The organism is Chromobacterium sp. CV08, from assembly GCF_051129845.1.
In the GTDB taxonomy this organism is placed as follows: Bacteria; Pseudomonadota; Gammaproteobacteria; order Burkholderiales; family Chromobacteriaceae; genus Chromobacterium.
In genome coordinates this window covers 378,228-394,454 of sequence record NZ_CP150453.1, presented here as the reverse complement: position 1 = coordinate 394,454, position 16,227 = coordinate 378,228, and the positions used below count along the sequence as shown (strand labels likewise).

The window sequence follows — 16,227 nt, the reverse complement described above, 5'->3', positions numbered from 1 at the left end:
GGGCTTCGTTATCGGGCGTCTGGCGGTGTCCTACTTTCACATGGCGAATGCCACACTATCATCGGCGCTAAGGCGTTTCACGGTCCTGTTCGGGATGGGAAGGCGTGGGACCACCTCGCTATGGCCACCAGACATAAACTGGTACAAACTCAAGAAGCCTGAATCAAAGCATCGCCCTGATTCTCGAATATTCGGTATCTGATCGTGTCGCACACACACTCTATCTCGCGTCTCGGCTGCTGAACGAATCTCAGATTCGCACGCTATCCCAAGCCACTCAAATGATAGGATCAAGCCTCACGAGCAATTAGTATCGGTTAGCTTCACGCCTCACAGCGCTTCCACACCCGACCTATCAACGTCCTGGTCTCGAACGACTCTTCAGGGAGGTCAAGCCTCCAGGGAAGTCTCATCTTCAGGCAAGTTTCCCGCTTAGATGCTTTCAGCGGTTATCTCTTCCGAACTTAGCTACCCGGCGATGCCACTGGCGTGACAACCGGTACACCAGAGGTTCGTCCACTCCGGTCCTCTCGTACTAGGAGCAGCCCCCGTCAAACTTCCAACGCCCACTGCAGATAGGGACCAAACTGTCTCACGACGTTTTGAACCCAGCTCACGTACCACTTTAAATGGCGAACAGCCATACCCTTGGGACCGGCTACAGCCCCAGGATGTGATGAGCCGACATCGAGGTGCCAAACACCGCCGTCGATGTGAACTCTTGGGCGGTATCAGCCTGTTATCCCCGGAGTACCTTTTATCCGTTGAGCGATGGCCCTTCCATTCAGAACCACCGGATCACTATGTCCTGCTTTCGCACCTGCTCGACTTGTCGGTCTCGCAGTTAAGCTACCTTTTGCCATTGCACTATCAGCACGATTTCCGACCGTACCTAGGTAACCTTCGAACTCCTCCGTTACACTTTGGGAGGAGACCGCCCCAGTCAAACTGCCTACCATGCACTGTCCCCAATCCGGATCACGGACCAAGGTTAGAACCTCAAACACACCAGGGTGGTATTTCAAGGTCGGCTCCACTGAAACTAGCGTCTCAGCTTCAAAGCCTCCCACCTATCCTACACAAGTCTGTTCAAAGTCCAATGCAAAGCTACAGTAAAGGTTCACGGGGTCTTTCCGTCTAGCAGCGGGGAGATTGCATCTTCACAAACACTTCAACTTCGCTGAGTCTCAGGAGGAGACAGTGTGGCCATCGTTACGCCATTCGTGCGGGTCGGAACTTACCCGACAAGGAATTTCGCTACCTTAGGACCGTTATAGTTACGGCCGCCGTTTACCGGGGCTTCGATCAAGAGCTTGCACCCCATCACTTAACCTTCCGGCACCGGGCAGGCGTCACACCGTATACGTCCACTTTCGTGTTGGCACAGTGCTGTGTTTTTGTTAAACAGTCGCAGCCACCGATTCTCTGCGACCTGTCGAAGCTTCAGACGCGAAGTCCTACACCTCAACAGGCATACCTTCTCCCGAAGTTACGGTATCAATTTGCCGAGTTCCTTCTCCTGAGTTCTCTCAAGCGCCTTAGAATTCTCATCCTGCCCACCTGTGTCGGTTTGCGGTACGGTTCTTATGTAGCTGAAGCTTAGTGGCTTTTCCTGGAAGCGTGGTATCAGTCACTTCGGGTCCGTAGACCCTCGTTATCACGTCTCGGCCTTAAGGAGAGGCGGATTTGCCTACCTCTCCAGCCTACCGGCTTGAACAGACACTTCCAACCGTCTGCTGACCTAACCTTCTCCGTCCCCACATCGCACTACATAAAAGTACGGGAATTTTAACCCGTTTCCCATCGACTACGCTTTTCAGCCTCGCCTTAGGGGCCGACTCACCCTACGCCGATGAACGTTGCGTAGGAAACCTTGGGCTTTCGGCGAGCGGGCTTTTCACCCGCTTTATCGCTACTCATGTCAGCATTCGCACTTCTGATATCTCCAGCATCCCTTACGAGACACCTTCACAGACCTACAGAACGCTCCCCTACCACGCACAGTAAACTGTGCATCCGCAGCTTCGGTTATCAGTTTGAGCCCCGTTACATCTTCCGCGCAGGACGACTCGACCAGTGAGCTATTACGCTTTCTTTAAATGATGGCTGCTTCTAAGCCAACATCCTGGCTGTCTAGGCCTTCCCACTTCGTTTACCACTTAACTGATCATTTGGGACCTTAGCTGGCGGTCTGGGTTGTTTCCCTCTTGACGATGGACGTTAGCACCCACCGTCTGTCTCCCATGCTCGCACTTTCCGGTATTCAGAGTTTGCCATGGTTTGGTAAATCGCAATGACCCCCTAGCCATAACAGTGCTTTACCCCCGGAAGTGATACATGAGGCACTACCTAAATAGTTTTCGGGGAGAACCAGCTATCTCCGAGTTTGTTTAGCCTTTCACCCCTATCCACAGCTCATCCCCTAGTTTTGCAACACTAGTGGGTTCGGACCTCCAGTGCGTGTTACCGCACCTTCATCCTGGCCATGGATAGATCACTCGGTTTCGGGTCTACGCCCAGCAACTCAATCGCCCTATTCGGACTCGGTTTCCCTACGCCTCCCCTATTCGGTTAAGCTTGCTACTGAACGTAAGTCGCTGACCCATTATACAAAAGGTACGCAGTCACGGAACAAGTCCGCTCCCACTGTTTGTATGCATCCGGTTTCAGGTTCTATTTCACTCCCCTCCCGGGGTTCTTTTCGCCTTTCCCTCACGGTACTGGTTCACTATCGGTCGATCACGAGTATTTAGCCTTGGAGGATGGTCCCCCCATCTTCAGACAGGATTTCGCGTGTCCCGCCCTACTTCTCGTATGCCTAGTTCTTGCGATGCGTTTTCGTGTACGGGGCTATCACCCACTACGGCTGGACTTTCCATTCCATTCCACTAACGCAACTCATAACACATACAGGCTGTTCCGCGTTCGCTCGCCACTACTTACGGAATCTCGGTTGATTTCTATTCCTCGAGTTACTTAGATGTTTCAGTTCACTCGGTTCGCCTCCACTGACCTATGGATTCAGTCAGGGATCTCCTTGCGGAGGGGTTTCCCCATTCGGACATCGCGGGATCAAAGCTCTATTGCCAGCTCCCCCGCGCTTTTCGCAGGCTTACACGTCCTTCATCGCCTGTGATCGCCAAGGCATCCACCAGATGCACTTAGTCGCTTGACCCTATCATTTCAGTAACCTAGATCACCAAAACAACAGAGAGTGTTTGTGCGACGACTGCACCGCCCCTTTTGATATGGCGACGCAGCCTTAGATACAATCAAATACCCAAGATGACGATTCATTCAACAGAAGAGTTAACTCCTGCTGTTTGTCTCGCCGTCTTATATATTCGGCTTCTTCAGTTTGTTAAAGATCGGGCGTATTGCTGAGCAGCTTTCGCTGCACGCTAACAACGCAAACAGAATCAAACTTTTCAATTCGATTTTGTTTGCGGCGTATGGTGGAGGATGACGGGATCGAACCGACGACCCCCTGCTTGCAAAGCAGGTGCTCTCCCAACTGAGCTAATCCCCCTCTTTTTGTCCCATGCTGCGTTGCTCCGTCGCTCGTGTACATCTGTACACGTCGCGCCCTCGCGCCTTGCCTGGCACAAAAATGGCTTTCTGTAGTGCTCATCAGAACACCCAGAGTGTAACTGGTGGGTCTGGTAGGACTCGAACCTACGACCCCTGCGTTATCAACACAGTGCTCTAACCAGCTGAGCTACAAACCCAGTTGACTTATGAGATCGTGCTCTGCACAACCTCAATGCCCTTCAAATCAAATAACCGATAGGCTGTAAGTACTTGGCAATCGCCATTCTCTAGAAAGGAGGTGATCCAGCCGCAGGTTCCCCTACGGCTACCTTGTTACGACTTCACCCCAGTCATGAATCCCACCGTGGTAAGCGGCCTCCTTGCGGTTAGCCTACCCACTTCTGGTGAAACTCACTCCCATGGTGTGACGGGCGGTGTGTACAAGACCCGGGAACGTATTCACCGCAGCATGCTGATCTGCGATTACTAGCGATTCCGACTTCACGCACTCGAGTTGCAGAGTGCGATCCGGACTACGATCGGTTTTCTGAGATTAGCTCCACCTCGCGGCTTGGCAACCCTCTGTACCGACCATTGTATGACGTGTGAAGCCCTGCTCATAAGGGCCATGAGGACTTGACGTCATCCCCACCTTCCTCCGGTTTGTCACCGGCAGTCTCATTAGAGTGCCCAACCAAATGATGGCAACTAATGACAAGGGTTGCGCTCGTTGCGGGACTTAACCCAACATCTCACGACACGAGCTGACGACAGCCATGCAGCACCTGTGTTACGGCTCCCTTTCGGGCACCAAGCCATCTCTGGCAAGTTCCGTACATGTCAAGAGCAGGTAAGGTTTTTCGCGTTGCATCGAATTAATCCACATCATCCACCGCTTGTGCGGGTCCCCGTCAATTCCTTTGAGTTTTAACCTTGCGGCCGTACTCCCCAGGCGGTCAATTTCACGCGTTAGCTACGCTACCAAGGATTCAAACCCCCAACAGCTAATTGACATCGTTTAGGGCGTGGACTACCAGGGTATCTAATCCTGTTTGCTCCCCACGCTTTCGTGCATGAGCGTCAGTGTCATCCCAGGGGGCTGCCTTCGCCATCGGTATTCCTCCACATCTCTACGCATTTCACTGCTACACGTGGAATTCTACCCCCCTCTGACGCACTCTAGTCGTGCAGTCTCCAATGCCGTTCCCAGGTTGAGCCCGGGGCTTTCACATCAGACTTGCACAACCGCCTGCGCACGCTTTACGCCCAGTAATTCCGATTAACGCTCGCACCCTACGTATTACCGCGGCTGCTGGCACGTAGTTAGCCGGTGCTTATTCTTCAGGTACTGTCATCCCCCAAGGGTATTAACCCTGGGGATTTCCTCCCTGACAAAAGTCCTTTACAACCCGAAGGCCTTCTTCAGACACGCGGCATGGCTGGATCAGGCTTGCGCCCATTGTCCAAAATTCCCCACTGCTGCCTCCCGTAGGAGTCTGGGCCGTGTCTCAGTCCCAGTGTGGCGGATCATCCTCTCAGACCCGCTACTGATCGTCGCCTTGGTGAGCCTTTACCTCCCCAACTAGCTAATCAGACATCGGCTGCTCGTATAACGTGAGGCCTTACGGTCCCCCACTTTCCCCCTCAGGGCGTATGCGGTATTAATCCGGCTTTCGCCGAGCTATCCCCCATTACACGGTACATTCCGATGCATTACTCACCCGTTCGCCACTCGTCAGCGGTGCAAGCACCCTGTTACCGTTCGACTTGCATGTGTAAAGCATGCCGCCAGCGTTCAATCTGAGCCAGGATCAAACTCTTCAGTTCAATCTCATAGCAATTTTCTGGCACGCAAGTTCAAAGAAATAACTGGTATTTCCTATCTCTTGCAGTGCAAGTGTCGGCTCTCGCCAAGCACTTACACCTATCGGTTATTCGTTCTGTTAAAGAGCGGTGCCGATCGCTGCGTCGTCTTCGTCGGGAACCGTTTCGTTTCCGTCGTTTCGTTCGCTGCGTCAGCTGAGGAGGCGAACTATACCGGCCGCCCCCACCCCCGTCAACAGGTTTTTTGAGAAAACCAGGCAATTCTTATCCGGATTTACACAAATCAATGAAAACAAAGGAATTTTAATTTTGAGAATTTATGGCACCTCGCCCAGAACCCACGTAAATGAAGGCTTGCGCCATAGTTCCCGACGGAGATCTTTTCGAAAATCGACAAAATAAGCGCTGTTTTCATGCAAACAGGCATTCTCCGCACTTTTGCACAGACATCTTTGTGACAATGTCATTCCGGGTTAGAATGAAACGCCCTACATCCCCATGCAGGACCGCGCCATGAACACATCCCTGAAACAACGCATGCATGGCCTGCCTGCCGGTTTCCGCCTGCTGATGCTGAGCGATGTGCTGAGCGGCCTGGCAATGGGCGCCGGCTATGTCAGCATCAGCTGGTGGGTGGTGACGATGGGCGGCGCCAGCGACATGGCCTGGTTCAGCACCTTGACCGCGCTGGTAATGCTGGTGGCGCTGCCGCTGACCGCCCCGCTGGGCGACCGCTTCCCGAAAAACCGGGTGATCGCCTTCGGCATCGTTCTGGCGATGTTGTCCGGCCTGGCGCTGGCGACGATGGCCTGGTTCAATTTCTATCAACTGGCCTGGGTGGTGGCCAGCGAATCGATGGCGATGCTTGCCTGGGCCATCGTGATTCCATCGATGTTGAGCATCGCTTCCGAACTGGTTCCGGCCAATCGCCTGTCCGACGCGCTGTCGTTGCAGAAAAGCTCGCAATCGATAGGCAATCTGATCGGCCCGGTCATCGGCGGCGGCCTGATGGCATTCATGCCGGCCTGGCTGGCGCTGGGCAGCTATGCCGTGCTGCTGGCCATCGCCTCGGTCGGCGCTTCCCGCATCCGCATTCCGCCTCGCAGCCGCGAACATATCCAGGCGGAAAGCTTCATCGACCAGATCCGCGTCGGCCTGCGCATCCGTTGGCGCATTCCGCTGGAGCGCAGCTGGGCGTTCTGGGGCCTGATCACGATGACCGCCTATATGCCGATGGTGGCGACGCTGCTGCCGATCAAGCTGCATCAGCTGGGCCTGCCCGCCTTCTGGCTCGGCGCCTGTGAAGCCGCCGCCAGCGCCGGTCTGCTGATCGGTTCGCTGTGGCTGACCCACAGGCTGCTGCAATACTGTAGCCGGCCGCGCGCCCGCGCCTTGGCGCTGATCGCCCTGGCGGCGGTGTTCATGGTGGTGGCGCTGACGGACCGGCCTTATCTGTTGCTGACGATGTTCGCCGTCGAAGGCGTGCTGCTGTCCATTACGATGCTGATCGGCCAGACCCACCGCACGCTGGCGGTGCCGGAGGCGTATCGCGCCCGGGTATCGGCGATCAATGTGCTGGTGGCCAAGCTCGGCGGCATGCTGGGGCCGGCGCTGGCCGGCGTGCTGCTGCATAACTGGTCGCTGGACACGGCCTACCTGTTCTTCGCCGTGTTTCACCTGCTGACGGTGGCGCCGATGCTGCTGCTGCCGGGCGTCAACCATTTCCTCAGTCTGAGCCACGACGAGGTGAAGGACTGGTATCTGCACCGCTACCCGGAAGCCTTCGAGCCGGTTTCGCCGGCCGGCGACAAACTGCGGCAGTCGATATGAAGCGAAACGGCGGCCTCGATGGCCGCCGTTCACACACTATATATACGTAACTCAGGGACGTTAAAGCACGTAGCGCGCCAGATCCTCGCGCTCGGCCACTTCGCCCAGCCGGTTGTCGACATAGCCGCCGTCGATCTCGCAGCGGCCGGACTTGGCGTCGAAGGCCACCTGCTCCAGCAGCTTCTCCATCACCGTGTACAGCCGGCGCGCGCCGATGTTTTCGGTCTTCTCGTTGACTTGCCAGGCTATCTCGGCCAAACGCTGGATGCCCGACGCCTTGAATTCCAATTCCACGCCCTCGGTAGCCAGCAGTGCCTGGTATTGGCGGGTCAGGCAGGCATTGGTGCTGGTCAGGATGGCCTTGAAGTCATCGACCGACAACGACGACAGTTCGACTCGGATAGGCAACCGGCCCTGCAGCTCCGGAATCAGGTCCGACGGCTTGGACAGCTGGAAGGCGCCGGAGGCGATGAACAGGATGTGGTCGGTCTTCACCATGCCGTACTTGGTGGACACGGTGGTACCTTCCACCAGCGGCAGCAGGTCGCGCTGCACGCCGGCGCGCGACACGTCGGCGCCGCTCTGGCCTTCGCCGCGGCTGGTGACCTTGTCGATCTCGTCCAAGAAGACGATGCCGTTCTGCTCGACATTCCTCAAGGCCTCGGCCTTCAGCTCCTCGTCGTTGACCAGTTTGGCGGCCTCTTCGTCGATCAGCTGCTTGAAGGCGTCGGCCACCTTCAGCTTGGCGGCCTGCTTCTTGCCGCTGCCCAGCCCCTGGAACATGCCCTGCAACTGGCTGGCGAAGTCTTCCATGCCCGGCGGCGCCATCACGTTCATCTGGGCGACCGGGGCGGCGATTTCCAGCTCGATCTCCTTGTCGTCGAACTTGCCCTCGCGCAGCATCTTGCGGAATTTCTGACGGGTGGCGCCGTCTTCGTGTTTCTCTTCGGCCGCCGGCTCGTCGCCGAAGAAACCGGACGGTTTGCGCGGCGGCGGCAGCAGCGCGTCGAGGATGCGCTCCTCGGCGGCGTCCTCGGCGCGCACGCGATTGCGCTTGATCGCCGCTTCGCGCGTGTCCTTGATCGCCACGTCGACCAGGTCGCGGATGATGGTGTCGACGTCGCGGCCGACATAGCCGACCTCGGTGAACTTGGTGGCCTCCACCTTGATGAACGGGGCGCCGGACAGCTTGGCCAGACGGCGGGCGATCTCGGTCTTGCCGACGCCGGTGGGGCCTATCATCAATATGTTCTTGGGGGTGATTTCGCTGCGCAGCGGCTCGGCCACCTGCTGGCGACGCCAGCGGTTGCGCAGCGCGATGGCGACGGCGCGCTTGGCCTGGTGCTGGCCGATGATGTGCTGGTCCAGTTCGTGGACGATTTCCTGCGGGGTCATTTGCGTCATGACGATCTCCGCCCGGCCGCGACGGCCGGGTCTTGCATTCGGTGTCAGGCCTCGTCGTCCGGGCCCAGGGTTTCGATCAGGTGGTTATGGTTGGTGTAGATGCAGATGTCGCCGGCGATCTCCAGCGACTTCTTCACCACCACTTCCGGCGCGAGGTCGGTGTTCTCGAACAGCGCGCGCGCCGCCGACTGGGCGAAGGCGCCGCCGGAACCGATGGCGGCGATGCCCTGCTCCGGCTCCAGCACATCGCCGTTGCCGGTGATGATCAACGTGTGATCCTTGTCGGCGACGATCAGCATCGCCTCCAGCCGGCGCAGCATGCGATCGGTGCGCCAGTCCTTGGCCAGCTCCACTGCCGACACCAGCAGGTTGCCCTGGTGCTTCTGCAGCTTGGCCTCGAAGCGCTCGATCAGCGTGAAGGCGTCGGCGGTGCCGCCGGCGAAGCCCGCCAGCACCTTGCCGCCGTGCAGCTTGCGTATCTTGCGCGCGGTGGCCTTGATCACGATATTGCCCAGGGTCACTTGCCCGTCGCCGCCCAGCGCCACGCGCTCGCCGCGTCGGACGGACACGATGGTGGTTCCGTCGAACTGCTGCATATTGGTGTTCCAATCAATGGCGGCCGGCGGTGTGCCGGCCCTGGCGACAATATGCAGGCGATCGCTGCGATTGCAAGCCGGTCTGATGGATGCGGCCTCATTGGAAAATGAGAATTGTTTGTATTATCATTTGAGCGATGAAACCGGCTCCCATCCTGCAATATTCCGCCCTTGGCGGCGTGCTGGCCGCGCACGCGCTTGCGTTGGCGCTGCTGAACGGCATGTCCGCACGCGAGCAGACCATCACTCCGCCCCAAAAGCTGCGGATGGAGATGATTTCACTGGCGCCGGCCGACAAGCCTGCCATCGCGCCCAAGACCGCCAAGGCCCCCGAACCGGTCAAGCCGCAGCCGCAGGTGAAACCCCAGGCCCGGCCTATGCCGAGCAAGCCGGTCGTCCAGTCCAAACCGGACCTGCTGCCGGTGAAAACCCCGTCCGATGCGCCGGCCCCGGCCAAGGCGATCAGCGTGGCGGCGGCCCCGGCCGCGCCGGCTCCCGCAGCCGAAGCGCCGAAAAACGCCGGCGCCGGCAAACCCGACAACCGCGACCTGCCGGTCACCGAGCCCCAGGTCCACGGCGGCTACCTGAACAACCCCAAGCCCGCCTACCCGACGATGTCGCGCGAGGGCGGCGAGGAAGGCACGGTGCGGCTGCGGGTTCTCGTCAGCGCCCAGGGCGCGCCGCAGGAGGTGTCGGTGCAGGACAGCAGCGGCTTCCCGCGGCTGGACCGCGCGGCGCTGGCCGCCGTCAAACGCTGGCGCTTCATTCCGGCCAAACGCGGCGGCGAGGCGATCGCCTACCCCTTCATCGTACCGATAGAATTCTCACTCAAGTCTGCCAATACATGAACGTACTGACCGTATTCCAACAAGGGGACGCCGTGCTGATCACGGTGTTCGTCATCCTGATCCTGATGTCGGTGCTGACCTGGTATCTGATCATCGTCCGCGGCGCGCAGACATTGCTGCTGCGCCGCGCCAACCGCGAAGCGGAAACCGCGCTGTGGGGCGCGGCCGACTGGAGCCAGGCCGAGGCCAGCCTGCAACGCAGCCAGGGCCAGTTCGCCAATCTGGCCCGCGCCGGCCTCGCCGCGCTGAAACAGTACCAGAGCCAGGCCGGCCGCGCGCTGGGCCAGGCCTGCGGCGTAGACGAGTTCCTGACCCGCGCCATCCGCAAGGTGCTGGCGCAGGAGAACGCGCGCCAGGAGGCCGGCCTGACCGTGCTGGCCTCGATAGGCTCCACCGCGCCCTTCGTCGGCCTGTTCGGCACCGTATGGGGCATCTACCACGCGCTGGTCAATATCGGCCAGGCCGGCCAGATGAGCATAGGCGCGGTCGCCGGCCCGATAGGCGAAGCGCTGGTGGCCACCGCCGCCGGCCTCGCCGCCGCGATTCCGGCGGTGCTGGCCTACAACGCCCTGACACGCGCGCAACGGGTGATGTCGCAGGAGCTGGATTACTTCGCCCACGATCTGCACGCCCAGCTGCTGACCCAGTCCGGAGACGGCCATGGCCTTCGGTAGCTTCAATCAGGGGCCGTCGGCGCCGATGGCCGAGCCCAACACCACGCCGCTGGTCGACGTGATGCTGGTGCTCCTGGTGGTCTTCATCATCACGACGCCGTTGCTGACCAATGCGGTGCAGGTGGATCTGCCGCGCGCCCAGGCCGCGGCAAACCAGGCCAAGCCGGAACAGATCCGGCTGTCGGTGGACGCCGCCGGCAAGCTGTTCTGGAACGATCAGCCGGTGGCCGAGGCCGACCTGCCGGCGCGCTTCGCCGCCGCCGCCGCCGCCGACCCGGACGTCGAACTGCATCTGTCCGCCGACAAGGCGGTGCGCTACGAAACGGTGGCCAAGACGCTGGCCGCCGCCCAGCAAAACGGCGTCGGCAAGATAGGCTTCGTCACCGTCGCGCCCTGACCCCGGCCACTCAGCTGGCTCCCCGCCTCGCGCCATGGCAATATCGATGCCATTCGCCGCCGATCAACCCGGCGACCGCGCCTCCCCCGGCGCGGCCGCCGCATCAGGGTCTCCACACGATGTATCCCTCCGTTTCCCGACTGGCCCTGGCCGCCGCGCTCGCCTGCGCCGGCCAGGCCGCCTCCGCCTCCCGGCAACCGCTTGCCGAAGCGCCGCTGGCGCTGAAATCCAGCATCCGCTGCCAGCACAATGCCGACAACAGCCTGGACTGCACCACCCGCAACCAGTTCACCATTCTGAAGCCGGCCGGCAAGGACTATCTGTCCCGGATAGATTTCACCTATCCGGACACCGACACCCTGGAAGTGCTGGACGGCGAGGTGCGCCAACAGGACGGCCGCGTGATCCGACTGGACAAGTCCCAGGTGGAAACCCGCGCCGCGCCCAATCCCTATGCCGGCGTCAGCCGCGACAAACAGACCTGGCTCGCCTTTCCCGAGCTGGCGGTCGGCAGCGTGGTCCGCTACGAAGTCCGCCACCACATCGCCGCGCCGCCGCTGAGCAGCGAACTGCTGTACCGGCTGGACTTCGACCCGGAACCGGTACGCTACGACAGCTACCATTTCGAACTGAGCTCGCCGCGGCCGCTGCTCTGGCGCAGCGAGGCGATGGAGGGCTTCCAGATCCGCGCCGCCGCCGACGGCAAAGCCATAACGGTGGAGCAAAAGGACACCCGCTACCTGAACTTCACCAATGAGTGGCACAATGCCGCGATCCGCCGCTGGCCGCGGCTGAGCATCGCCACCAGCGATTCGCCGCAACAGCATTTCGGCGTCTATGCCGAACGCTACAACCGGATTCTGGCGGCGCCGCTGCCGCCGGCCGCCGCCGCCGAAGTGGCCCGGCAGCAGGGCAAGCCGGCCGCCGAACAGGTGGCGGCCTTCATGCAGCACATCAACAGCCGCTATCGCTATCTGAACGACCAGCGGCTGGCCGAGCGCGGCCTGGTGCCGTTCACGCTGGCCGAGATCGAGCAGCACGGCTACGGCGACTGCAAGGATCTGGCCACGCTGCTGACGGCGATGCTGCGCCGCGCCGGCATCGCCGCCGAGCCGGTGCTGGTCTTCCGCGGCAACTTCGCGCCGGCGCCGCTGCTGCCCGGCCTCGGCACCGTCAACCACATGATCGTGCGCGCCGCCGTGGACGGCAAAACCGAGTGGCTGGATCCGACCAATCCCTTCTTCGCCGCCGGCCGCATCATGCCCGACCTGCAGGAGCGCATCGCCTACCGCATCGGCGCGGACGGCCAGGTCCGCACCGACAACATCCCGCTGCAGACGCCGACGGTGAGCAGCCGCGTCCGCCGCGTGGAAACGCTGCGCCGCGACGGCAGCGCCGACATCGTCAGCGACAGCGAACTGTCCGGCTGGCCGCTGATCGAGCTGACGATGCAGGACCGCTACCAGGGCAGCAGCAGCGCCGACCAGAGCATCTGCCGCGGCGTCGGCAGCCAGCCGCTGAACTGCAAGGTGGAGCGCGCCGCCACCGGCTTCCTGCAGCCCGAGCGCTACCCGGTACGCATAGCCAGCCAGGACGCGCGCGCGGTGGAGAAGATCTCCGGCCTCTACCTGTACGATCCGCAGCTGGAAAGCCGCTGGAACGATTTCGACAGTTACCGCGGCAACGACAACCAGGCCGACGTCTACCTCGGCGATCCGGAAATCCAGGAACGCGCCGTCACGCTGAAAGGCGCCAAGGCCATCCAGCCGCCGCTGAGCTGCCATGCGCGTTCGCGCTGGTTCGACCTGGATCTCAGCCAGCGCGCCGACGCCGGCGGCATCCGCTACCAGTACCGGCTGAGCCGCAAGGTGCGCTGGCTGAGCCACGATGACATCGTCAGCCAGGAATTCGCCGAGTTCAGCCGCCAGGCGCGCGGCTGCACCACCCAGGTGCGGCAGATCCTCAAGCTGTAGGGCGCCGCATCCTCCCGCCGACAGGGATGGCCTGGCCGTCCCTGTTTTTGCACCTGGCATCAATCATTCCATTTAAATAAACCCAGGACTGTTTCAAGCAAAACAAAATAAATCCTTGCCCTGTCATGCCAGGAACATGACAATGCCGATTTTCGAGCAATACTGTCAGAAGCAGGGTCAAAGAGACGCCAATCATGGAACAGACCGCAATGGGACGGGGCCCGGGCCGCGAAGTGCAGCTGGCCCCCCACGAGTTGATTGTGACCAAGACCGATCCGACCGGCCACATCACCTACGCCAACCGCGTGTTCATGCGCATCGCCGGCTACGCCGAGCAGCAGCTGCTGGGCAAACCGCACAACCTGATCCGCCATCCCGACATGCCGCGCGGCGCCTACCGACTGATGTGGCAGACGCTGCAGGCCGGCCAGGAATTCTTCGCGCTGGTGAAGAACGCCACCGCCGACGGCAACTATTACTGGGTACTGGCCAATGTGACACCGGACTACGATCTGAAAGGCAAGCTGCAGGGCTATTACTCGGTGCGCCGGCCGCCCAGCCGCGCCGCCATCGCCGCCATCGAGCCCATCTACGCCGAAATGCGCAAGATAGAGGCGGCCCACGGCAAGGCCGCCGCGCCGGACGCCTCGCGCGACTGGCTGCTGGCGCTGCTGGCGGAAAAGGGCTGCGCCTACCAGGACTTCATCCTGGAACTGAACCGCGACGTACTCAGAGCCAAAGGAGTCTCAGGATGACCGCTACGCGCAAACCCACCCCCTTCCTGCGCTCGCACCTGATCTGGGTGCTGGCCGGCTTCAACCTGCTGGTGCTGCTGTCCATCGTCGACGACTATCTGATGCCGCCGGCCGCGCAGGCCGTCGTCAGCGCGCTGCTGCTGCTGGGCAGCCTGGGCCTGACCGGCTGGCTGTGGCGCAAGAGCAGCCGCATGTTCCTGCTGCTGAACACGCTGACCGAGCAACTGGCGCTGGCCTGCAGCGGCGAGCTGCACCATCGCAGCACCAATACCCGCGAAATGGGCGAGGTCGGCCAGGTGGCCTGGCAGCTGAACGACTTCCTTGATCTGGTGGAAACCTATTTCAAGGAAATCAACACCTGCTTCCAGGAAATCAGCCGGGACAACTTCAACCGCCGCCCGATGAGCCAGGGCCTGCCCGGCATCCTGTCCAGCTCGCTGGGCAGCGTAGACACCGCCATCCAGGTCATGGCCGACAACGACGGCTTCGTGCGGCGCAACCGGCTGTCGTCGCAGCTGGCGGCGCTGAACAACCCGCATCTGCGCCAGGACCTGGCCGGCAGCCAGCGCGACCTGTCCACCATCAGCCAGGCGATGGACGCCGTCGCGCACATCACCCGCGACAACGCCGCCGGCGCGCGCGACAGCCTGAACAGCGCCAACGAACTGTCGGGCCATCTCGACACCATCGCCGGCAGCGTGACCAGCATGGACACCGCCAGCCAGATGCTGGCCCAGGAGTGGCAAGGCATTGAGGGCTCGCTGGCCGATATCTCGGCCATCGCCGACCAGACCAACCTGCTGGCGCTGAACGCGGCGATAGAGGCGGCGCGCGCCGGCGAAACCGGCCGCGGCTTCGCGGTGGTGGCCGACGAGGTCCGGAAACTGGCCGAGCGCAGCAAGAGCACCGCCAATCAGGTACAGGGCGTACTGGAATCGCTGTCCGCCCGCATCGGCGACATGCAGACCCAGGCCAGCGCCGCCGGCAGCGTGGCCGGCGACGTTCAGGCCTCGGTGGAATCGTTCCGCCAGCGCTTCGCCAGCCTGGCCGAGCAGTCGGACCACGTATTGCAACAGGTCAGCGACGTGCAGCAGAAATCGCAGACCTCGCTGCAGAAGGTGGGGCACATGATCTACAAGCAAAGCGCCTACCACGCAATCGAGGAAGCCCAGGCCCAGCCGCCGGTCCAGGCGCTGGCGGACTGGCTGGACGGCGACGGCGCCAAGCTGTTCGGCGGTGGCCTGGACTCGCTGCGCACGCCGCTGGACCAGTTGCAGCGGCAGGTCGACGAGGCGGTTCGCGCCGCCGGCAGCAGCGGCCAGCTGGACGAGGCCGGCATCGTCGCCGCGATGCAGGCGGCGGAACAGGCCAGCCAGCGGCTGCAACAGGGGCTGGACCGACTGGTCGAAACCTGAGCCGGGCCCACGCCCCTCCCCCATTTCTCAGGCCGGGCAATCGCCCGGTTTTTTTCCGCCCGCCGCCCGCGTTCGGCGGCGCGGACGACCGGCTAAGCGTGGCGAACAAAAATCAGTTCCACGGCTGAGGCAAGGCGCGCCGACGCAGGCAGTACTTGAGTACGACAAATCGGCGCAACGCCGCATCAGGAATTTTGTCAGCCGCGCCGAATGCGAGCGCCGCGCCGAGAGCGGACGCTAATGCCAGTCCGGCAGCCGATATTCCAGCAGCCAGAAATGCTCGCGCCGCAGGAAGGCCATCTCGCCGACGCCGTGCCGGCCCAGCAACAGCCGCAGCTCGGTCTCGTTCGGAAAATTCTTCAGCACCCGTCGCAGGCCGCCATCGCCGGCCGGCCTCTGCTGATAGCCGTTGCCGTCGTCGTCGTACGCCACCAGCGGATACTCGCGGCACTGCAACTCGCTGTTGTCGATGAAAATCACCCGCGCACCGCCGGACAAGCCGCCGTGCAGGCGGGCGAGAAGATCGTCGCGCCGCTGTTTGGGAATATGCGAGAAATAGAGGCCGGCGAAGACCGCGTCGAAACGCTCGCCGTCCGGCATGGCCTCGGCGCCGCCGGTCCGGAACGCCACGCCTTCCACTCCCGGCCGCAGCTTCGCCCGCTCCAGCGCGGCGGGCGAGGAATCCAGCGCCAGATAGCGCGAAGCCAGCGGAGCCAGATACTGCGTCCAGTAGCCGCTGCCGCATCCAAGTTCCAGCGTCCGGCACCCGGCGTACTGCAGCGGCAGGTAGCGACGCAGCCAGGCCAGGTCCAACGCCCTGTCCGGCCGCTCGTAGACCGCGTCGCGATAGTCGCCGTGTTCGCCGCCCTGCCCCTGGATATCCTGGTCTGAATGCATGCTCCCCTCCGCCGGATACGGTCTATAACTCAAACAGCATACCATCGCCGCCCGCCGGGCGTGACGGGTTAAATTTACGTAAA

At 61.5% G+C, this 16,227-nt stretch carries 10 protein-coding genes, 2 tRNA genes and 3 rRNA genes; 7 read left to right on the top strand and 8 right to left on the bottom strand.

Features of this window, described 5'->3' with window-relative positions; translation table 11 throughout:
• Positions 1-17 precede the first annotated feature (17 nt).
• The 5 genes from rrf to WNM05_RS01875 form a co-directional block, all read right to left on the bottom strand.
• Positions 18-132: ribosomal RNA gene (gene rrf / locus WNM05_RS01895) — 5S ribosomal RNA — on the bottom strand.
• Between the two features lie 154 nt (positions 133-286).
• Positions 287-3,175, bottom strand: a 23S ribosomal RNA gene (locus WNM05_RS01890).
• A 278-nt stretch (positions 3,176-3,453) separates the two neighbouring features.
• A tRNA-Ala gene (locus WNM05_RS01885) sits at positions 3,454-3,529 on the bottom strand.
• A gap of 122 nt (positions 3,530-3,651) precedes the next feature.
• Positions 3,652-3,728, bottom strand: a tRNA-Ile gene (locus WNM05_RS01880).
• A gap of 94 nt (positions 3,729-3,822) precedes the next feature.
• Positions 3,823-5,358, bottom strand: a 16S ribosomal RNA gene (locus tag WNM05_RS01875).
• The 16S, 23S and 5S rRNA genes sit together here with 2 tRNA genes alongside, the layout of an rRNA operon.
• Positions 5,359-5,868: 510 nt before the next feature.
• Here WNM05_RS01875 and WNM05_RS01870 point away from each other — a divergent pair.
• Entirely contained in the window at positions 5,869-7,185 is a 1,317-nt protein-coding gene (locus WNM05_RS01870; protein ID WP_434632031.1) for an MFS transporter, read from the top strand.
• A 60-nt stretch (positions 7,186-7,245) separates the two neighbouring features.
• On the opposite strand, the gene hslU is transcribed toward WNM05_RS01870, so the two are convergent.
• Both hslU and hslV read right to left on the bottom strand, forming a co-directional pair.
• Positions 7,246-8,589 carry an ATP-dependent protease ATPase subunit HslU gene (gene hslU, locus WNM05_RS01865; RefSeq protein ID WP_434632029.1) on the bottom strand — a complete coding sequence of 448 codons (1,344 nt, stop codon included), beginning with the start codon at positions 8,587-8,589 and terminating at the stop codon, positions 7,246-7,248.
• Between the two features lie 44 nt (positions 8,590-8,633).
• Entirely contained in the window at positions 8,634-9,185 is a 552-nt protein-coding gene (gene hslV, locus WNM05_RS01860; RefSeq protein ID WP_011133956.1) for an ATP-dependent protease subunit HslV, read from the bottom strand.
• Between the two features lie 137 nt (positions 9,186-9,322).
• On the opposite strand from hslV, the gene WNM05_RS01855 reads away from it, so the two are divergent.
• From WNM05_RS01855 to WNM05_RS01830, 6 genes are all read left to right on the top strand, one after another.
• Positions 9,323-10,033 carry an energy transducer TonB gene (locus WNM05_RS01855; RefSeq protein WP_434632027.1) on the top strand — a complete coding sequence of 237 codons (711 nt, stop codon included), beginning with the start codon at positions 9,323-9,325 and terminating at the stop codon, positions 10,031-10,033.
• Positions 10,030-10,707 carry a MotA/TolQ/ExbB proton channel family protein gene (locus WNM05_RS01850; RefSeq protein ID WP_434632025.1) on the top strand — a complete coding sequence of 226 codons (678 nt, stop codon included), beginning with the start codon at positions 10,030-10,032 and terminating at the stop codon, positions 10,705-10,707. Before WNM05_RS01855 ends, WNM05_RS01850 begins: the two co-directional genes overlap by 4 nt.
• Positions 10,694-11,104 (top strand): ExbD/TolR family protein, encoded by a 411-nt coding sequence (locus WNM05_RS01845; RefSeq protein ID WP_434632024.1) that lies wholly within the window; start codon positions 10,694-10,696, stop codon positions 11,102-11,104. The genes WNM05_RS01850 and WNM05_RS01845 overlap by 14 nt, the downstream gene beginning before the upstream one ends.
• A 119-nt stretch (positions 11,105-11,223) precedes the next feature.
• Positions 11,224-13,077, top strand: a complete 1,854-nt coding sequence (locus WNM05_RS01840) for a DUF3857 domain-containing transglutaminase family protein (protein ID WP_434632022.1) — start codon at positions 11,224-11,226, stop codon at positions 13,075-13,077.
• Positions 13,078-13,271: 194 nt separating this feature from the next.
• The gene (locus tag WNM05_RS01835; protein WP_434632020.1) at positions 13,272-13,832 is read left to right on the top strand and encodes a PAS domain-containing protein; all 561 of its coding nucleotides are present in this window, start codon (positions 13,272-13,274) and stop codon (positions 13,830-13,832) included.
• Entirely contained in the window at positions 13,829-15,247 is a 1,419-nt protein-coding gene (locus WNM05_RS01830) for a methyl-accepting chemotaxis protein (RefSeq protein WP_434632018.1), read from the top strand. The genes WNM05_RS01835 and WNM05_RS01830 overlap by 4 nt, the downstream gene beginning before the upstream one ends.
• A gap of 237 nt (positions 15,248-15,484) precedes the next feature.
• Here WNM05_RS01830 and WNM05_RS01825 read toward each other — a convergent pair whose 3' ends face one another.
• Positions 15,485-16,144 (bottom strand): class I SAM-dependent methyltransferase, encoded by a 660-nt coding sequence (locus tag WNM05_RS01825; RefSeq protein ID WP_434632016.1) that lies wholly within the window; start codon positions 16,142-16,144, stop codon positions 15,485-15,487.
• Positions 16,145-16,227 lie beyond the last annotated feature (83 nt).

Coding starts and splice junctions, on each gene's coding strand:
- WNM05_RS01850 (WP_434632025.1), top strand. CDS start 10,030: ATGAACGTACTGACCGTATTCCAACAAGGGGACGCCGTGCTGATCACG.
- WNM05_RS01855 (WP_434632027.1), top strand. CDS start 9,323: ATGAAACCGGCTCCCATCCTGCAATATTCCGCCCTTGGCGGCGTGCTG.
- hslU (WP_434632029.1), bottom strand. CDS start 8,589: ATGACGCAAATGACCCCGCAGGAAATCGTCCACGAACTGGACCAGCAC.
- WNM05_RS01845 (WP_434632024.1), top strand. CDS start 10,694: ATGGCCTTCGGTAGCTTCAATCAGGGGCCGTCGGCGCCGATGGCCGAG.
- WNM05_RS01830 (WP_434632018.1), top strand. CDS start 13,829: ATGACCGCTACGCGCAAACCCACCCCCTTCCTGCGCTCGCACCTGATC.
- WNM05_RS01825 (WP_434632016.1), bottom strand. CDS start 16,144: ATGCATTCAGACCAGGATATCCAGGGGCAGGGCGGCGAACACGGCGAC.
- WNM05_RS01835 (WP_434632020.1), top strand. CDS start 13,272: ATGGAACAGACCGCAATGGGACGGGGCCCGGGCCGCGAAGTGCAGCTG.
- WNM05_RS01870 (WP_434632031.1), top strand. CDS start 5,869: ATGAACACATCCCTGAAACAACGCATGCATGGCCTGCCTGCCGGTTTC.
- WNM05_RS01840 (WP_434632022.1), top strand. CDS start 11,224: ATGTATCCCTCCGTTTCCCGACTGGCCCTGGCCGCCGCGCTCGCCTGC.
- hslV (WP_011133956.1), bottom strand. CDS start 9,185: ATGCAGCAGTTCGACGGAACCACCATCGTGTCCGTCCGACGCGGCGAG.